This window comes from Bradyrhizobium sp. LA2.1, from assembly GCF_040547725.1.
GTDB classification, from domain to species: Bacteria; Pseudomonadota; Alphaproteobacteria; order Rhizobiales; family Xanthobacteraceae; genus Bradyrhizobium; species Bradyrhizobium barranii.
In genome coordinates, this window is record NZ_JBEPQI010000001.1 from 261,152 (window position 1) to 276,370 (window position 15,219).

Annotated in this window: 16 protein-coding genes; 5 read left to right on the forward strand and 11 right to left on the reverse strand. The window is 65.3% G+C overall.

Annotated features, from left to right (window positions below):
* Positions 1-114: 114 nt before the first annotated feature.
* The 4 genes from ABIB95_RS01125 to ABIB95_RS01140 all read left to right on the forward strand — a co-directional run bounded on the left by ABIB95_RS01125 (position 115) and on the right by ABIB95_RS01140 (position 4,830).
* Entirely contained in the window at positions 115-2,016 is a 1,902-nt protein-coding gene (locus tag ABIB95_RS01125; protein ID WP_354237610.1) for an FUSC family protein, read from the forward strand.
* Positions 2,013-2,216, forward strand: a complete 204-nt coding sequence (locus tag ABIB95_RS01130) for a DUF1656 domain-containing protein (RefSeq protein WP_028155834.1) — start codon at positions 2,013-2,015, stop codon at positions 2,214-2,216. Before ABIB95_RS01125 ends, ABIB95_RS01130 begins: the two co-directional genes overlap by 4 nt.
* Positions 2,217-2,226: 10 nt before the next feature.
* Positions 2,227-3,525 (forward strand): HlyD family secretion protein, encoded by a 1,299-nt coding sequence (locus tag ABIB95_RS01135; RefSeq protein ID WP_354237611.1) that lies wholly within the window; start codon positions 2,227-2,229, stop codon positions 3,523-3,525.
* A gap of 258 nt (positions 3,526-3,783) precedes the next feature.
* Positions 3,784-4,830, forward strand: coding sequence for a helix-turn-helix domain-containing protein (locus ABIB95_RS01140; RefSeq protein WP_063986513.1), 1,047 nt, complete (start codon positions 3,784-3,786; stop codon positions 4,828-4,830).
* Positions 4,831-5,026: 196 nt separating this feature from the next.
* Here the strand turns inward: ABIB95_RS01140 and ABIB95_RS01145 are convergent, their stop codons facing one another.
* The 10 genes from ABIB95_RS01145 to ABIB95_RS01190 all read right to left on the reverse strand — a co-directional run bounded on the left by ABIB95_RS01145 (position 5,027) and on the right by ABIB95_RS01190 (position 13,815).
* A complete protein-coding gene (locus tag ABIB95_RS01145; RefSeq protein WP_354237612.1) occupies positions 5,027-5,965 on the reverse strand; it encodes an acyltransferase domain-containing protein in 939 nt (312 codons plus the stop codon).
* Positions 5,966-5,974: 9 nt separating this feature from the next.
* Positions 5,975-6,925: an AEC family transporter gene (locus tag ABIB95_RS01150; protein WP_354237613.1), complete on the reverse strand. Its 951-nt coding sequence runs from the start codon at positions 6,923-6,925 to the stop codon at positions 5,975-5,977.
* Positions 6,922-7,803 (reverse strand): triphosphoribosyl-dephospho-CoA synthase MdcB, encoded by an 882-nt coding sequence (mdcB, locus tag ABIB95_RS01155; protein ID WP_354237614.1) that lies wholly within the window; start codon positions 7,801-7,803, stop codon positions 6,922-6,924. Before mdcB ends, ABIB95_RS01150 begins: the two co-directional genes overlap by 4 nt.
* The gene (mdcG, locus tag ABIB95_RS01160; RefSeq protein WP_354237615.1) at positions 7,800-8,480 is read right to left on the reverse strand and encodes a malonate decarboxylase holo-[acyl-carrier-protein] synthase; all 681 of its coding nucleotides are present in this window, start codon (positions 8,478-8,480) and stop codon (positions 7,800-7,802) included. The genes mdcB and mdcG overlap by 4 nt, the downstream gene beginning before the upstream one ends.
* Positions 8,455-9,177, reverse strand: coding sequence for a biotin-independent malonate decarboxylase subunit gamma (gene mdcE / locus ABIB95_RS01165; RefSeq protein ID WP_354237616.1), 723 nt, complete (start codon positions 9,175-9,177; stop codon positions 8,455-8,457). Before mdcE ends, mdcG begins: the two co-directional genes overlap by 26 nt.
* Complete coding sequence (locus ABIB95_RS01170; protein WP_354237617.1) at positions 9,164-10,102, reverse strand: biotin-independent malonate decarboxylase subunit beta; 939 nt, start codon at positions 10,100-10,102, stop codon at positions 9,164-9,166. The genes mdcE and ABIB95_RS01170 overlap by 14 nt, the downstream gene beginning before the upstream one ends.
* Entirely contained in the window at positions 10,099-10,416 is a 318-nt protein-coding gene (gene mdcC / locus ABIB95_RS01175) for a malonate decarboxylase acyl carrier protein (protein WP_354237618.1), read from the reverse strand. Before mdcC ends, ABIB95_RS01170 begins: the two co-directional genes overlap by 4 nt.
* A gap of 9 nt (positions 10,417-10,425) precedes the next feature.
* The gene (gene mdcA, locus ABIB95_RS01180; RefSeq protein ID WP_354237619.1) at positions 10,426-12,072 is read right to left on the reverse strand and encodes a malonate decarboxylase subunit alpha; all 1,647 of its coding nucleotides are present in this window, start codon (positions 12,070-12,072) and stop codon (positions 10,426-10,428) included.
* Positions 12,069-12,935, reverse strand: a complete 867-nt coding sequence (locus ABIB95_RS01185; RefSeq protein WP_354237620.1) for an MBL fold metallo-hydrolase — start codon at positions 12,933-12,935, stop codon at positions 12,069-12,071. The genes mdcA and ABIB95_RS01185 overlap by 4 nt, the downstream gene beginning before the upstream one ends.
* A gap of 94 nt (positions 12,936-13,029) precedes the next feature.
* Positions 13,030-13,815: an alpha/beta hydrolase gene (locus ABIB95_RS01190; RefSeq protein WP_063984278.1), complete on the reverse strand. Its 786-nt coding sequence runs from the start codon at positions 13,813-13,815 to the stop codon at positions 13,030-13,032.
* Positions 13,816-14,120: 305 nt separating this feature from the next.
* Here ABIB95_RS01190 and ABIB95_RS01195 point away from each other — a divergent pair, with 305 nt between their 5' ends.
* A complete protein-coding gene (locus tag ABIB95_RS01195; RefSeq protein WP_063984279.1) occupies positions 14,121-14,462 on the forward strand; it encodes a hypothetical protein in 342 nt (113 codons plus the stop codon).
* 333 nt (positions 14,463-14,795) lie between these two features.
* Here the strand turns inward: ABIB95_RS01195 and ABIB95_RS01200 are convergent, their stop codons facing one another.
* Positions 14,796-15,200 (reverse strand): hypothetical protein, encoded by a 405-nt coding sequence (locus ABIB95_RS01200; protein WP_354237621.1) that lies wholly within the window; start codon positions 15,198-15,200, stop codon positions 14,796-14,798.
* Positions 15,201-15,219 lie beyond the last annotated feature (19 nt).

Genomic DNA, 15,219 nt, shown 5'->3' on the forward strand with positions numbered 1-15,219 from the left:
CGTTCCCGAAAGCAGGTTGATGGACCGAAAATACCGGCCGGCACAGCTCATGCTCCCCTTTGATTTCGCGACGCCAGCAGGCCGCACGCTTTGCCGCGCATGGAGGGAGCATAATTGCCAGGTGACGCCACCAGCGCTGCCGATGACATCCGCCCGCGGGCCTTCGCCGGCTTCCCGGTGAGTTCCTGGGCGTTCGCGCTGCGCGTCCTGCTGGCAATGCTCCTCGCACTCTATGTAAGCTTCTGGCTCGAACTCGAATCCCCCTCGTCGGCAGCCGTCACCGTGGCAATCCTGGCGCTGCCCACGCGCGCGCAGGGCATGGAAAAGGCGGGCTATCGGCTGCTCGCAACCGCTATCGGCGTGATCGCATCGATCGCCATCGCCGGCACCTTTTCCCAAACCGGCGCGCTGCTGCCCGCAGTGTTGGGGATCTGGGTCGGACTTTGCGTCTACGTCGCCGGGATGCTGGACGGCAATCGCGCTTATGCGGCGGCTCTCAGCTGCATCACCGTTGCCCTGATTGCCATCCAGCAGATCGACAGCCCGTTGCAAGTGTTTCCGACCGGCGTCGCCCGGGGCGCCGCCATCGCCATCGGCGTCCTCGCGGTCGCTCTGGTCAACGAGGTGCTCGCCGCGCCGGACTATCATCCGGTTCTGGCGAACCGCCTCGAAACACTGCATCGCCGGGTCACGGAGTTCGCGCAACGCGCCGTCCGCGGTGAAGCTTCATCCGCGACCGCTGCTGCGGACATGTTGCGCGATGTCGCGGCCCTGCATCCGGAGATCGCGAGCCTCGTCACGGAGTCGATCAGCGGCCCGGCCAGAACCACAGCCGCACGCTCCGCGATGGTGGGCCTCGTGAGCGAGCTCGCGCTCGCCCGCACGCTTGCCGCGCTGCCGGCCGCATCCGCGACGTCCCGGGACGACCGAGACCCCGGCACCTCCAGCCTGGTCACGATCTGCCGGACCAATCTGCGCGACGAGATCATCCGCAGGAATGCAGACGTGCGCGAAAGTCTCGAGGCACTGCGGGCCGGGAACTACCCACTCCGGCAATGGCGCGCGCCGCTTTACCGCTCGCCTCGCATTGCAGCGGAAGCCGGCGTCAAGGCCGCGATCCACTTCATCCTCATTGCAATCATCTTCGTGATGGCGGGATGGCCGACCACCGCGCTCTGCCTCTCGCTTGCCGCAGTGATCATCGGTCTGAGCGCGACGGCTCCGGATCCGCGCGCCTTCACGACACTGGCGGTCTTTGCCATGCCGATCGCATGCCTGCTCGCCGGCATCCTGAAATACCTCGTCTTCAACGGCGTATCCGAGTTTCAACTGCTGGCGATCGGCCTTGCGCCTCTCGTGATCGGCGCAGCGCTGCTGATCACGCTGCCGAGCGGCGTCCTGCCGCCGCTCGGCCGGCTCTCCCTCGTGTTCACGCTTGTCATTCTCGCACCGAGCAATCCGCAGAGCTACGACCCCGACGTATTCCTTGTGACGTGTCTGTTTGCCCAGCTTTCCTCGGTTCTGGTCTTCGCGGCGCAGCTCCTGCTGCCGTCCTTGTCCGGCGAACGGAGGATCCGGCTGCTGCTGGACGAAGCCCATCGCGAGCTGAGCCGCCTCGATTCCGGGCGAGCCCGGCATCTCGCGCCGGAGGAAGCCGCGTTTCGCGATGCCGCCCGGATCGAGCAGATCCTGACGACGAACGGCGCCACGGCACCTCCCCCTCGGGTCGTCGCGGAAGCGCTGCGCTGCTTCGACGAGGCCGTGGTGCTGCGACGGTGCCATGCCGAACTGGACCGCCTGGCCGAGACCTCACTCGGCGGAGCGGTGCGCGCCGCGCGAGCCGCGCTCACCCTACGGGATAGAGGCGCAATCCTAACTGCCGCCGAGGCGCTGCGCCAGACGGCTGCCCGAAGCAACCTGTCTGTCGATCCGGTGCTCGCCGCGCTCGTTCCGGCCAGCATCGTCCTCGAACCACGGCAGGGTTTCGCCGGTTCCGGCCAGGGGACGCATCGGTGACGAATACTTATCGTGAACTCGTCGTGGGCGGCGTGCTGATCGCCCCGATCGTGTCCTATGCGGCAACGGCGCTGCTCGCATTCCTGCTGCTCCGCCCGGTGCTGCGCTTCGTGGGATTTACAAGAATCTTCAGCAACCCGTCGCTGGCCGAGCTCTGCCTCTACGTGTCGATCTTCGGCCTGCTCGCGCTCTTTTGCTAGGGAGAAAGTCATGGACGCGGCTCTGCCTCGAGATGCGGCCTTTCCGCCCCACCCCGAATCTTCAGTCGAAGCACAAGCGGGCGCAGCCGACGCCGTCGCGTGTTCCAGCCTGACGGAGGCCGCGACGCGCGCGACCAGCGACCGCGCCGCGAACGATGGCGAAGCTTCCCGGCAGGCGACGCTATTGACGCGGTCGCTGCGCAAGGCCGCCGGGCGTTTCATGGCCGGCGTCGGCAAGCATTTTGCCACCCTTGCCATCGCCCTGGTCGCCATCCTGATATCGGTTGCAACCTGGCAGCACTATGTCACCGCGCCCTGGACGCGCAATGGCAGCGTGCGCGTGCAGGTCGCCAATGTCGCGCCGCAGATCGCAGGCAAAATCGTGGAGCTGCGGGTGGCCGACAACCAGTTCGTCCACAAGGGTGACGTGCTTTACGTCATCGATCCCTTCGACTTCGACGTAGCCGTCCGCATCGGCAAGGCCCTCGTCGACCAGCGGGCGGCGGACCTGGAGGTGAAGCAGGCCGAGTCCGACCGGCGCCGGCGTCTGTCCGACCTCGCGACGACGCCAGAGGAGCAGCAGATCTTCGCCGGCAATGCCTCGCAGGCGAAGGCCGCCTACGCAGCGGCCGCTCACCAGCTTGCACAGGCGGAATTGAATCTGAAGCGCACCAATGTGCTCAGCCCCGTCGACGGCTATGTCACCAATCTCCTGCTACGCGTCGGCGACTATGCGCTGACCGGCGTCACCAACGTCTCCATCATCGATTCCAACAGCTTCTGGATCGACGGTTATTTCGAGGAAACCAAGATGGCGCATGTCTGCGTCGGCGATCGCGTCGAGGCACAGCTCATCGGTTACTCCAAGCCGATCCTGGGACATGTGAAAACCGTGACCCGCGGCATCAGCCCGTCAAACGCCGCGGCGGGCACGCAAGGTCTGCCCAACGTGGACCCGATCTACACCTGGGTGCGGCTTGCACAGCGCATACCGGTTCGTGTCGCCATCGACACGGTGCCGCCGGGCGTGCCGCTCGTCTCCGGCATGACGGCCACGGTGACGATCCGGCAGCCCAATGCGGTCGATCGCCAGACCTGGCCTCATCGGCTCCGCACGACCTTCGTGGACCCAGTGTTCGATGTGTTCGGCGCAGGAGATCCGCCGCGCCCCAACTGCCTCCAATCCCCATCCCAGCAGCCTCCCGAGGTGACGGCGCTTCCCTACGCGCGGGTGCCCGCAATTCCGCCGGCAGAGAAGATCGCGCCCGGACTCACCCCCGGCATCGATGCCTCGCCACGCCTTCCCTGAATCCGGTCAGATCGCCCGACCTGAAGAGAGCTGCATCGCGCCGCAACATCGGAACTCACAGCGCAAGCTTTTGATTCTTCTTGCTTAATTCGGAGTTTCGCGACGTTCCGACGCACCTGCAGCTTTCGCAAAATCTAACACGATTTCAGCAACGCTAACGGGCCTTGTGGCGGCATCAGACATATCGTTCGAGCGTCAACCAATGGCATTCAGCAGCCGTCACGGCGGCGCAGCGGAATCCAAAAGACGGGACGAACGATGCTCACCGATATGCAAGCGGCCGGCGCCCGATTGACACATCAACCCGGCGCCCGCGAACCGGATTTCTCTCAGGGGGCACGCGCATTCCCCCACGAACGAAAATGGCGCCAGCCCGAGCAACGCGCGGGCGTCGCGCGCGAGGACATCACGATCTCGCGCTTTACCTATGCCCAGACGGCCGTCAGGCGCGAGGATGCAACGACGCCTCCCGACCGGTACTTCTTCTCGATCGCCCTGAAGAGCACACGTCTCAAGCTGACCAGAGGCAGTCAGACCATTTTCGACGGCGCCATGCCGGCAGGTACGCTCTATGTCGGCGCGCCGTCGAAGCCGCTCCGCGCGCAGTTTCTTGCGCCGTGCGATTTCCTGCACTTCCACATCTCGGCCAATTGCTTTCCATCTCCACAGCAGGGAACGGAGCCGCTCGCGCCCGAATGCCTGAACGATCTCCTTCTGTTGCGCGACCCGTTCGCCGAGCAGCTCGCAAAGGCGCTGACCGAACAAGGCCATTCGGCCGATCGCGAATTTGCGTGCTGCATCGCCCAGACGCTGGTGATGCACGTCGCTCGGCGCGAGCCCCCGCGTACGAAAGTCAACGCCTTGCCGAAATGGCGGCTCCGACGCGTCGAGGAGTATGTCAGGGCGCGCTTCGACCACTCCATCAGCCTGTCCGACCTCGCCGGCGTCGCGGGATTGTCCCGGATGCACTTCGCAGCGCAGTTTCGCGCCGCGACTGGATACCGGCCGCGCGAGTATCTCCTGCAACAGCGCATCGAGCATGCAAAATCTCTCCTGTCGAATACCGAGACGCCGCTGGTCGAGGCGGCGCTGGCCGTCGGTTTCTGCACGCAGGCGCATTTCTCGACCGTTTTCAAACGTCTGACAGGCGACACGCCGGCACGTTGGCGATGCACTAGCCGGAACGCATTGGCGTCACCCAGGCTCGCTGAATGCGACCCGGTTCCGTCACGCGAGCCGGTGTCTCATGTCCTGCCGGCGGACCTTCGTGAATCATGCGAAATGAGAAACAGCGTGGGGACGTGAAATACTTTGCATGCCGGATCGGCGATGCTGGCAGTGTTAGTGACTGAGACCCCCAAGTCACGGCTCGAGCCTTCTCCTCCCAGGCATGCGAGCATTGGGCCGTCCTCCCCACAAGGACGGCCCCTTTTTTTTGCCTCGCCGCACGTCGATCCGGAGCGCGCCGTCCGTCCGATTCCGGAACGAAGCTGTTGCCATTTCAGTCGCTGAGATGCCGCGCAAGCCAGTTTCGCACGCCCTGAAGACTCCTGAAATCGTCCAGCGACCGCACCGGAAGGCCGGGCTCGATGCTCGCAACCATCCGGCTCAGTGCATGTCCAGGTCCAAATTCGAGAAATGCCGTGGCACCCGCTTCGAGACAGCTTTGCAGGCAATTTCCCCACTGCACGGTTTGTGAGATCTGCGCGGCGAGCTTGTCGTGGCCCGTCTCGGCGGAGACGACCGAACCGCCATCGATGCCGCTCAGGATGCGCGCACCGGCGGTCGACGGGAACGCCACGGGCGCCGACCGCAAGACTTCGCGAAACACGACCGACGCCTCGGCGAGCCGCCCGGTGTGGGAGGCAACCCGAACCGGCAGATCGACGATCCTTGTGGCGCGCATCGCCCTCGCCTCTCCGGCAATTCCGTTCAATGCCTCACGGCCACCGCCGATCACGAAGGCATCGCCTGGATTGACGATGGCGATCGCCGCGCCGTGGCGCTCGCAAAGGCGGGTCATATCGTCATGTGAAAGACCACGGACAAAGATCAGCCCGTCACCGGCGCAGGTGGCGGCGTCCATCGCTTCCGCGCGGCGCACTGCGAGGTCGAGCGTGAGGACCGGTTCGAACAGATCTCCCACGCCCCATGCCGCCACCTCACCGACGCTGTAGCCTGCGATGATAGCGCCATGTGGAATGATGTCCCTGAGCCCGGCAGCGGCGGCCAGTGCCTGCAACGTGCATAGAATCTGGCCGGACCGGTTGCGATGCAGAGCCTCGTCAGATTCGCTGCGCACGAAATCGCGCGGATCCCAGCCGCCCAGCAACGTTGCCGCGTGTGCAAACAGGTGCGTCGCTTCCGGCGCATCGCCCGTCAGGGCGAACATGTCCCGATGCTGTCCGCCTTGTCCCGAGCACAGGATCGCAAGTGTCATGATCGCCGCCTAGTGCGGAAAGAGCACGGCGATCGCGACCGCCATGGTCGCGACGCTGAATCCGGTGCTCGAAATGACCATCGATCCGACCGCTGCCGAGTCCAACCGGTAGTTGACCGCAAACAGGATGCCGAAAAAGCCAGAAGGCACCGCGGCCAGCAGAATGGCCGTCCTCGCTGTGTCGGGAGCGATTGGAAAGACGAGAATGACTGCAACGGCTGCGAGCGGCCGAACCACGTCCGCGGCCACGGTTGCGGCCGCGATCTTCCAGTTCAGGCGGAACGACTGTGCCGACAGGATGGCTCCGGTCAGGAACAGCGCGACGCCGGCGGCCGAGCTCCCGATCAGCGCGAGGCACGCATGAGCGAGCGCGTCGAGGCTCAGATCCGACACCGAAAACAGGATGCCGAATACGGGCGCGAGCACGACCGGCTTGGTGATCGCACGCCCCACTGCCGTCAGCATCTGCCGCGCCGCCATTTCCTCGCCACGGGACCGGGCGGCGTCCATTTCCGCCATGATCAGGGTCACCGGGCTGATGAGGACCGAACCGGTTGCCAATGCGACGGCGACCGGAACGGCGCCCGCCTGTCCCGCGACGGATGTCAGGATTGGAAGACCGACGCCGGCAAGATTTGGAAAGCCAACCGTGAGTGCCTGAATCGACGCATCGGGCCGCGACACCTTGAACAACCTGCGCGCGGCAAGATACCAGGCGGCATAGAGCAACGACATCGTTATGCCGAGCACCAGAAACAGCGGAACCTGCTCGATCATCTCGCTGCGCGACGCTGAGGCGGTCGCGGCGAACAGCGACGCCGGCACGGCGAAATCCATCACGAGTGCGTTGAGAGCATCGACATGGAGATTGTCGACGACATGAAACCTTCCGGCGGCGTATCCAAGCAGCAAGACGAAGAACACCGGCACCAGCGCCATCAGGATTGCATTGGACATCATGGCCCCGGCGCGTCGTGGGCATCGACGAAGAGCGACATCGCAAGTAGGTCAGCCGAGCCACCGGGACTGAGACGACGGGCGACGAAACTTTCATGGATCCATCGCGCGCTGACGCGCCAGCCCGGAGCGCGCACGCCGCCGGCGTCGATGAAGCGACGTGCCGCGCGACGTGCAAAACGAAGCCCCTCGAGCCCGCCACGATGCAGCAGATTCGTGTCTTCCACTGACGCAATCAGGGCAAAGCACGCTTCGACCCGAGCCGCTTCCGCATCCTCGGGCGTGGCAGGCGTTGTTCTCCGCAGGGCTGGCAAGCCGATCCGGTAGACGCTGGGAAACCCGCTCGCCGCCTCGATACGGGCTCCGCCTGCGCGAAAGCGGCGGCGAGCAGCGCTGCCATGGCTGTGCAGCAACACCGGACCGTCGAGTATGCTGGCGCCCCAGAGGCGTGCCACGACGTCGCCGAGCGGACGTGCCGGATCGACCAGCCCGCCGGCCCTCGCACCGGCCGCAGCGCACAACAGGCCAAGGCCGAAGATCGCGCCGCGATGCGTATTGACGCCCGAGGTCGCCTCGAGCATCGCGCGTTCGGCCTCCAGGCCGATGACCCGCAGCACTCCCATGCCGCAACCGAGCGCGCCCGCTTCGGCAAGGCTTTGAAGGTAAGGCCTGATGGCCGCAGCGCTGCGACGAAACGTACCGGCATCCATGTCGACGTGACTACCATTGTCGACATGGCTCACGAGCCCCGGCTTGGGCCAGGTTTCCAGCTCCATGGCAAGGCAATCTGCAGCGAAGCCGCCGATGGCCCGGATACCGGACGGCATCTGCCCCCAGCTGGCAACAAGCGGTTCGATGTTTCGCGCGGCCGCTGTGATCATGATCCCATCGCTCCCGAAATGAATCGATCCCTGTCGAGCAGGGCCACGCACCCGATGGTCTTGACCAGAAGCTGGTCCGTGCCGGCATGGAATTCGCGCCAGTTCACCGCTGCACCATCCGCGCGCATCAATTCGCCATCGAGCCGCATCGGCGCATCGGTCTCGATCGCAGCCACGTCGGCGGTGAGACGATCCAGATCGGCTTCGCGGGGGAACGCGAACAGGACATCGAGGTCGGAACGAGCGGTCACGTAATCGAGCCCGGTCAGCGATTGCCAGGCAAGGCTGCCGAACACGCGCACGTCCACCGAATGACGAAGCGCGAGCCCATCGAGCCGATCGAGCGTCGGCCACCAATTGCGCGGCGCCGAGGCGCGCGCCTGCCGCAGCGCGGGCGGCCTCGCGACCGAGGTGACATGGTCGATATCCGCGAGAAACGACAGCCGCTTCTTGCCGGCGGAGGGCGGCAACGGCAGGCCGAGCGCAAGGCCTGTCGCTTCGCTAGGCAGAGCGCGCCGCCTGATCGTCGGCCATCCCATTTCGGACCAACGCGAAACCAGCGGGTCGGCTGCGAGATCGCCGCGCATCCCGATCATCGCGCGCCAACCCAGCGGGCTGACAAAGACGAGGTCGTGGCGACCGGCCGGCGGTTCACCGGGTTTGCAGGGCGAGATCACGAACGCGCTCCGCGATATCGGCGGCCTTCGGCCGGCCACCGCGCTCCTTGCCGAGCGCATCTCTTCGATCCCGCGCAGCCGGCATGTCGGCGAGCAGCGCCTCCAGCTGGTCTGCGAGCGAGGTGGCGTCGCTCCATGTCATATGAACGGCACCCATCTGCTCGAGATTGGAAAGCCCCGGCGCGAAAACCGGCGTCGATTTGGCTTTCTCCTCAAGAGCGGTCATCGACAATTTGGTGACCTTCGCCATCGACGGCAGATCCATCACCGCGGGAGAGGCGCCGGGCAATCCGACCAGCACGCGCGTCGCAAGGCCCGTCGCAAGCAGGGCCCCCGCCGCCGAGTGGCCGTAGAGAAGACCGATGGTGGGGCGGCCGTGCATGTCCGCGTGGATCAAGACTTTCGCCAGATGCGCGAGGAATTCGTTGAGCCCGAGCAGCTCGTCACGCTTGCTCATGCGCTGGCTGTCGCTGTCGACGAGCACCAGGATCGGCCCGCTCCCCCGGTCGATCGACTCCAGGACATGCGCGGAAAGCCCGATCGCCTCGTCGACGCCGAGCGCAGTCCGATCCGCAACGCCAATCACGAGTATCCTGCCGCCGGACCGCAGCATCGCAGCGCCGGCAATGACCCCATTGTCGTTCCTGACCTCATGGCCGTCGGGAAACAGCGAGGCGAGAATGTCATCGAGCGTCACGGCTGCTCCTCCCGATCCTGCTAGCGAGCGCAATGAACTGGTCGGCCGGCAATTCCGGCACCGTTTCCGCATGCGCAACACCTTCCACGGTCCAGATATCGACGGCGTCCTGGCAAGCGCCGAAGCGGCGCAACCTGTCGGCCAGACGCCCCTGCTCCGCCCTGAGCCGGTCGAGGCCGAAGGGGCCAATCAACCCGATCAGCTCGAGTGCGGCCTCGCGAAAATCCTGCACGGTGTCATCGGCGAAGACGTCGGCTGCGCCGAGCAGCCGCCGGTGCTTGCCGCCCATGGTGCGCCAGACCAGGGCACGGTCACGGGAGTCGAACTCCTCAACGCCGCGATTGGTCTCGATCACCTCGGGGCCCGAAACCGCGATCCGTCCCGCCTCCGACACGGCGAGCGCGGAGCAACAGCCTGCGATCAGACCGCCGCCGCCATAGCAGCCGGAGCGCCCGCCGATCAAGCCGATGACCTTCACGCCAGCACTGCGCGCCTCCATCACCGCACGCATGATCTCGGCGATGGCGAGCTCACCGGCATTGGCCTCCTGCAGCCGGACGCCGCCGGTATCGAGCAGGATCAGAACGGGGATCGATCCGATCTCGCGCGCCGCGCGGAGCAGACCCAGCAGTTTGGCGCCGTGCACCTCGCCGAAGGCGCCGCCCATGAAGCGTCCTTCCTGCGCGGCGACGAAGACCGGCGCGCCTCCGAGCCGGCCATGGCCGACGACGATGCCGTCATCGAACTGCTCGGGAAGGCCGAATATCTCCAGATGCGGACTGACTTCGCGCTGTTCCGGCCCGATGAACTCGACCAGGCTGCCGGCATCAAGCAGCAGATCAAGCCTCGTCCGCGCCGATGCCTCGTTGAAGCTCGTGCTGCGGACCCGTTCGGCCGGGGCGATGTGCGGGAGCGGCGCGGTCATTGCTCGCTCCCCGCGATCAATCGCACCGCCTGCGCCAGCCGAAGCGAGACCGTGTCGGGACGCGCGCCGCCGTCATTGATGGAGAATTTCAGCCCGCCGGGCGAATAGCGCTCGACGAAATCGCCAATGACGGCGCTCCAGACTTCGCCGAAGCCCATCGCCGCGGTTTTGATCTCGATCGCGCATTCCGCATCCGGCAGGACGCGCTCCACCAGCACTTCCAGATTGCCCGAGGCGACCACGCCTACGATCGCGCTCCGCCTGATACCGCCCGCGCGCTCGCGAACCGGGTGATGAAAGCTGAGATCTTCCATGGCCTGTCCTCACCAGTTCCTGAATTTCGACGGCGGCGCGTAGAGCCCGCCCGACCAGCGCACGAGATCCTTGATCGAGCGCGCCGCCAGCATGTTGCGATCCGCATCGAGCGGATTGATGCCGATATCTTCCGGCCGCCGGATCACGCCGCGCTCGCGCAGCTGCGCGACCATGCTGCGATCCCGCCCGCGACCGACATCGGTGTATCCGGCGACGCCGCGGATCGCCTGCTCGCGCTCTTGCGCCGAACGGCACAACAGGAGGTTCGCCACGCCCTCCTCGGTGACGATGTGCGTGACGTCGTCGCCGTAGATCATCACCGGCGCGAGCTCGAGGTTCAGCTTCTCGGCGAGCTCGATCGCATCGAGCTTCTCGACGAACAACGGGACGTTCTTGTCGCCGAAGGTCTCGCCAATCTGCACCACCAGCTTGCGGCCCCGGCGCAACGGCGCCGGGCTGTCGGGATCGGCCTCCGCGCCGGCCTTCAGCCAGGGCTCGCTCGGATGCCTGCGCCCGCGCGCATCCGCGCCCATGTTCGGCGCGCCGCCGAACCCGGCGATGCGCGAGGTGGTGATGGTCGAGGAATTTCCCTGGAGATCGATCTGCAGCGTGGAGCCGATGAACATGTCGCAGGCATAGAGCCCGGCGGTCTGGCAAAACGCGCGGTTGGAACGCAGCGAGCCGTCGGGACCGGTGAAATAGACGTCGGATCGGGCCCGGATGTAGTCGTCCATGCCGACCTCCGAGCCGAATGAGTGGATCTGCCGAACCCAACCGGACTCGATCGCGGGAATGAGCGCGGGATGCGGATTCAAGGCGAAATGGGTTGCGATCCTGCCCTTCAGGCCCAGCCTCTCGCCGAACGTCGGCAGCAGGAGCTCGATCGCGGCCGTGCTGAAGCCGATCCCGTGATTGATCCGCTGCACGCCATAGGGCGCGTAGATGCCCTTGATCGCGAGCATCGCGGTCAGGATCTGCCCCTCGGTGATCGCCGCCGGATCGCGCGTGAACAGTGGCTCGACGAAGAACGGCTTGTCGGACTTGACGACGAAATGGACGCGGTCCGCCGGGATATCGACCCGCGGAACCGTCTCGACGATCTCGTTGACCTGGGCGATCACGACGCCGTCCTTGAACGCCGTTGCCTCCACCACGGTGGGCGTGTCCTCGGTGTTCGGGCCGGTGTAGAGGTTGCCGTCACGGTCGGCGCTGACGGCGGCGATCAGGGCGACGTGCGGGGTGAGATCGATGAAGTAGCGCGCGAATAGTTCGAGATAGGTGTGAATTGCTCCCAGCTCGATCTTGCGGCCGAACAGCATGCGCGCGATGCGCGCCGATTGCGGCCCGGAATAGGCATAGTCCAGCCGCTTCGCGACCCCGCGGTCGAACAGGTCCAGATGTTCGGGCAGAACGACGCCCGACTGCACCATGTGCAGATCGTTGACCTTGGATAGATCGACCGCCAGCAGCGCGCGGCTCAAGAGATCCGCCTGCTTCTGGTTGTCGCCTTCGAGGCAAACCCGGTCGCCCGGCCGGACTACGGCCTCCAGCAGGCGCGTTGCGTCGGACGCTTCCACGACCTTGCCGTGGGCAAGTTCGGCACCGGCCGAAATGCGGGCATCGCGCGCGGCGCGGTTGTTCTGCCAGCTCGTCATGACCTTGGCTCCTTTGCGGCGTTGGCTCCGCTCCAGAGCGATCCCGGATTGGCACGGTCGGGATGAAGCGCGAGCATCGCCTCGTAGAGCTCGCGCGGAGAAATCGTCGCCTGGTCGAGGCGGTTGAAATCGAGCAGATATTGCCGGGTCTCCGCGATGTTGCGCGGATCGTCATCGTTCTCCGGCTTCTTGTGTCCGGCCACCACGAAGCGCGGCTTCAACGCTTCGAGCCGATCGAGCGCGGCGATCCATTCGAGCCGGCTCTGCGTGTCGGTTTCGGCGAGATAAGGATGAATGCCGTTGTACACGGTGTCGCCGGCGACGATCAGATCGAGAGACGGGACATGAAGGGCGGTGGAACGCGCCGTATCGGTTCGTCCCATGTCGATGACGACGAGCTTGTGTTCCTCGAGCGTGAGCTCGCCTTCGAGAGGCTCTGCAGCGACCAGGCTCTGCGCGATCTCGCCCGGAAAGCGCTTGCGCCAGAAACCGTCGAGCGATGCCGGCGAAAGCTGCGTCTTCATCTCGTCGACAACCTCGGGAACGGCCACGGCCCGTGCCCGCGGAAAGCGATCGAGCAGCGGCGCGAGACCGAAAAAATGATCACCGTGGCCATGCGTGACGTAGATCGTGGTCAGATTTCGCTCCCGCGACACGACCCAATCCAGCAACGTCTTCGACTGCCCGGCGGTGAGGAACGTGTCGACGAGGATGGCATCCCGCTCGCCGTAGATCAAAGTCGACGAATTCGCGACCCACATCAGGTCAGGATTGCCGGACGGCAGATCGCGGCTCAGTCCAGCCCGCTTCACCGTCGTCACGTCCCAGTCCAGGATCGTGCCGGTCGTCTCGATCATGCTCATGGAATTCTCCGGAGGGGCAGTCGGGCCGGCGGGAGTGCTGTCTCTCCCGCCGTCCTTCCTTCTGCCGGCCGTGCGTCAGGGCCGGCAAAACGCGTCAGCGGGTGGCCGGTTGATCGATGCTGCGAGCGGCACGGGTGATAATCTCCGCCACTTCCTTCGGATGCGACTCGTAGACCGAGTGGCTTGCACCCGGGATCACGGTGGTGTGGCTCTTGGCGCGCTCGTAATACCAGCGCTCGAGATCCGGATTGATGATCTGGTCGTTGCCGGCAACGATGCCCCAGCTCGGCTTGGTCTTCCACGCAGCCGCCGTCAGCGGCGTGCTGAACACCTGCGTCGCGGCCAGAACCTGGGAGCGTGATTCGAACTCCGCCTGCTCGCGCGGCAGATCGGGCGCGAACAGCTTGGGGAATTGCACGGGATCGAGATAGGTGAATTTGTCGGGCGTGACCTTGATGGCGCCTTCGGTCTTTCCAAGTACGCTCGGCGTCTTCTTGCCCAGCGCCGCTTCGTCCTCTCCGACGTCGGGCGCATGCGCAGCGACGTAGACCAGGCCGACGACATTGGGATGAACACCCGCCTCGGTGATGATCGAGCCGCCATAGCTGTGGCCGACCAGAAGCGTCGGACCATTCTGGAGATCGAGCAGCCGCTTCGCCGCCGTGACATCATCGCCAAACGACGTCTCGGGCTCCTGCAGCATGCTGACGCGGAAGCCTTCCTTGACCAGGATCTCGTAGACCGGCTTCCAGCCGGACGCATCGACCCAGGCGCCGTGCACCAGGACGATGTTCTTCGGGGGTTCAGCGCGCGCCGGGGCGACGGTCGCGAACAGGGAGAGAGTGGCAGCGAAGGCGAGGCCAGCGTTGAGGTGTTTCATGTCGGGATCACTCCGGGTTGGAATGGTGCGACAGTAGTGTCGACGCTTGCCCGCGTATTTCGGCAAACAACGGCCCTTGCCACTTCGCACGTCGGGACATGCCGATCGAGACAGCGGCTCCTCGCGCATCCTCGGGACACTGCCTAGCTAGGGCGCGCACTTCAAAGCGCAGCGCATATGTCAGGCGTACAGACCTCTCATTACTGTGAACGGCCGGCGTTCATACGCGAAAGACGAACGATCGACTTTGTCATTCAAGAGGTCGCATCTGATGCTGATTGAACTCCATGCATGGGATCGGACACATGACATCCACAGCAAATCTCCAGATCGCGCTTCTCATCCTGTTGTGCGCAGCTTCGCCCGCGCGTGCAGGCACTTGTAAGGATGACATCGCGCAAACCCAGATCCAGCTGGATCAGGCCATCGAAAAAGACGCTGGCGCCCACGGCTGGCAGCGGGAAAGCCTCAGCGCGCTGCGCAGTCATCAACCGACGCCTCGCTCGATTGCAGAGGCCGAAGGCGGCCGCGGAGCGGTTTTCACGGACGCGCTGGATTCGCTTGATCGCGCGCGTACCGCCGAACAAAACGGCGACACAGGCACATGCAGCCGGGAACTCGCGCACGTGCGGGCCATTCTGAAATAGCGAAAGCGAGCCGAAGCCAAAGCCGGCCAGCGGCGCTGTCATCGGCGAGGCAACTCGGCGACGCGGCCGAACGAAGACGGCCCACTTACGATGCGTCGAATGCCCGTTGTCGTCGTGCTGCCGGGTAGCGGGACGTGCGTTCTGGAAATACCCCACCGTTCCGCACCTCTCTAGTGCTCGACAGCATTCAGCCGGAGCATTTTCCATGCGAGAGCAGCACTCATCGAACGGCGTCGGCGAGGGAAGATCCAGCTCGCGCCGGTTCACCCTGATACAGCCAGCTATGGCGCTCACGGCCGGCATGCTGTGGCTCGTCCCGGCTGCGACGATCGCTCAAACGACCATGCCGGGAATGCAGCCTTCCACCGGCATGCTGGCGACGTCGCCGCTCAATCCGCAATCCACGCGGCCCGTCGGCGTTCCGCTGGGATCGACCGAGATCGCGACGCCCGGCATTTCGCCGCTCAATCCGGCGCAAAGCACGGCGGGTTGTGCCGGATCCGGCAATACCGCCTCGTCCGGAGCCTTGTTCGACGGCGGCGGACTGTCCGGGGGCTCATCCGTCACCTGCAACGGCAGCATCACGGCGGCGCCTCCGCTGCCTTCAGCATCGACGGTCGGACGCGTCGGGATACCGCTCGGAGCCACCGAGCTCGGCGGCGCCGGAATCAGTCCGTCCGTCCCGGTGCAAGGCCCTGCCGCAACGGACAGCACGACTTCGATCAGCGGCTCAAGCAATCCCTGACATCCAGGACGA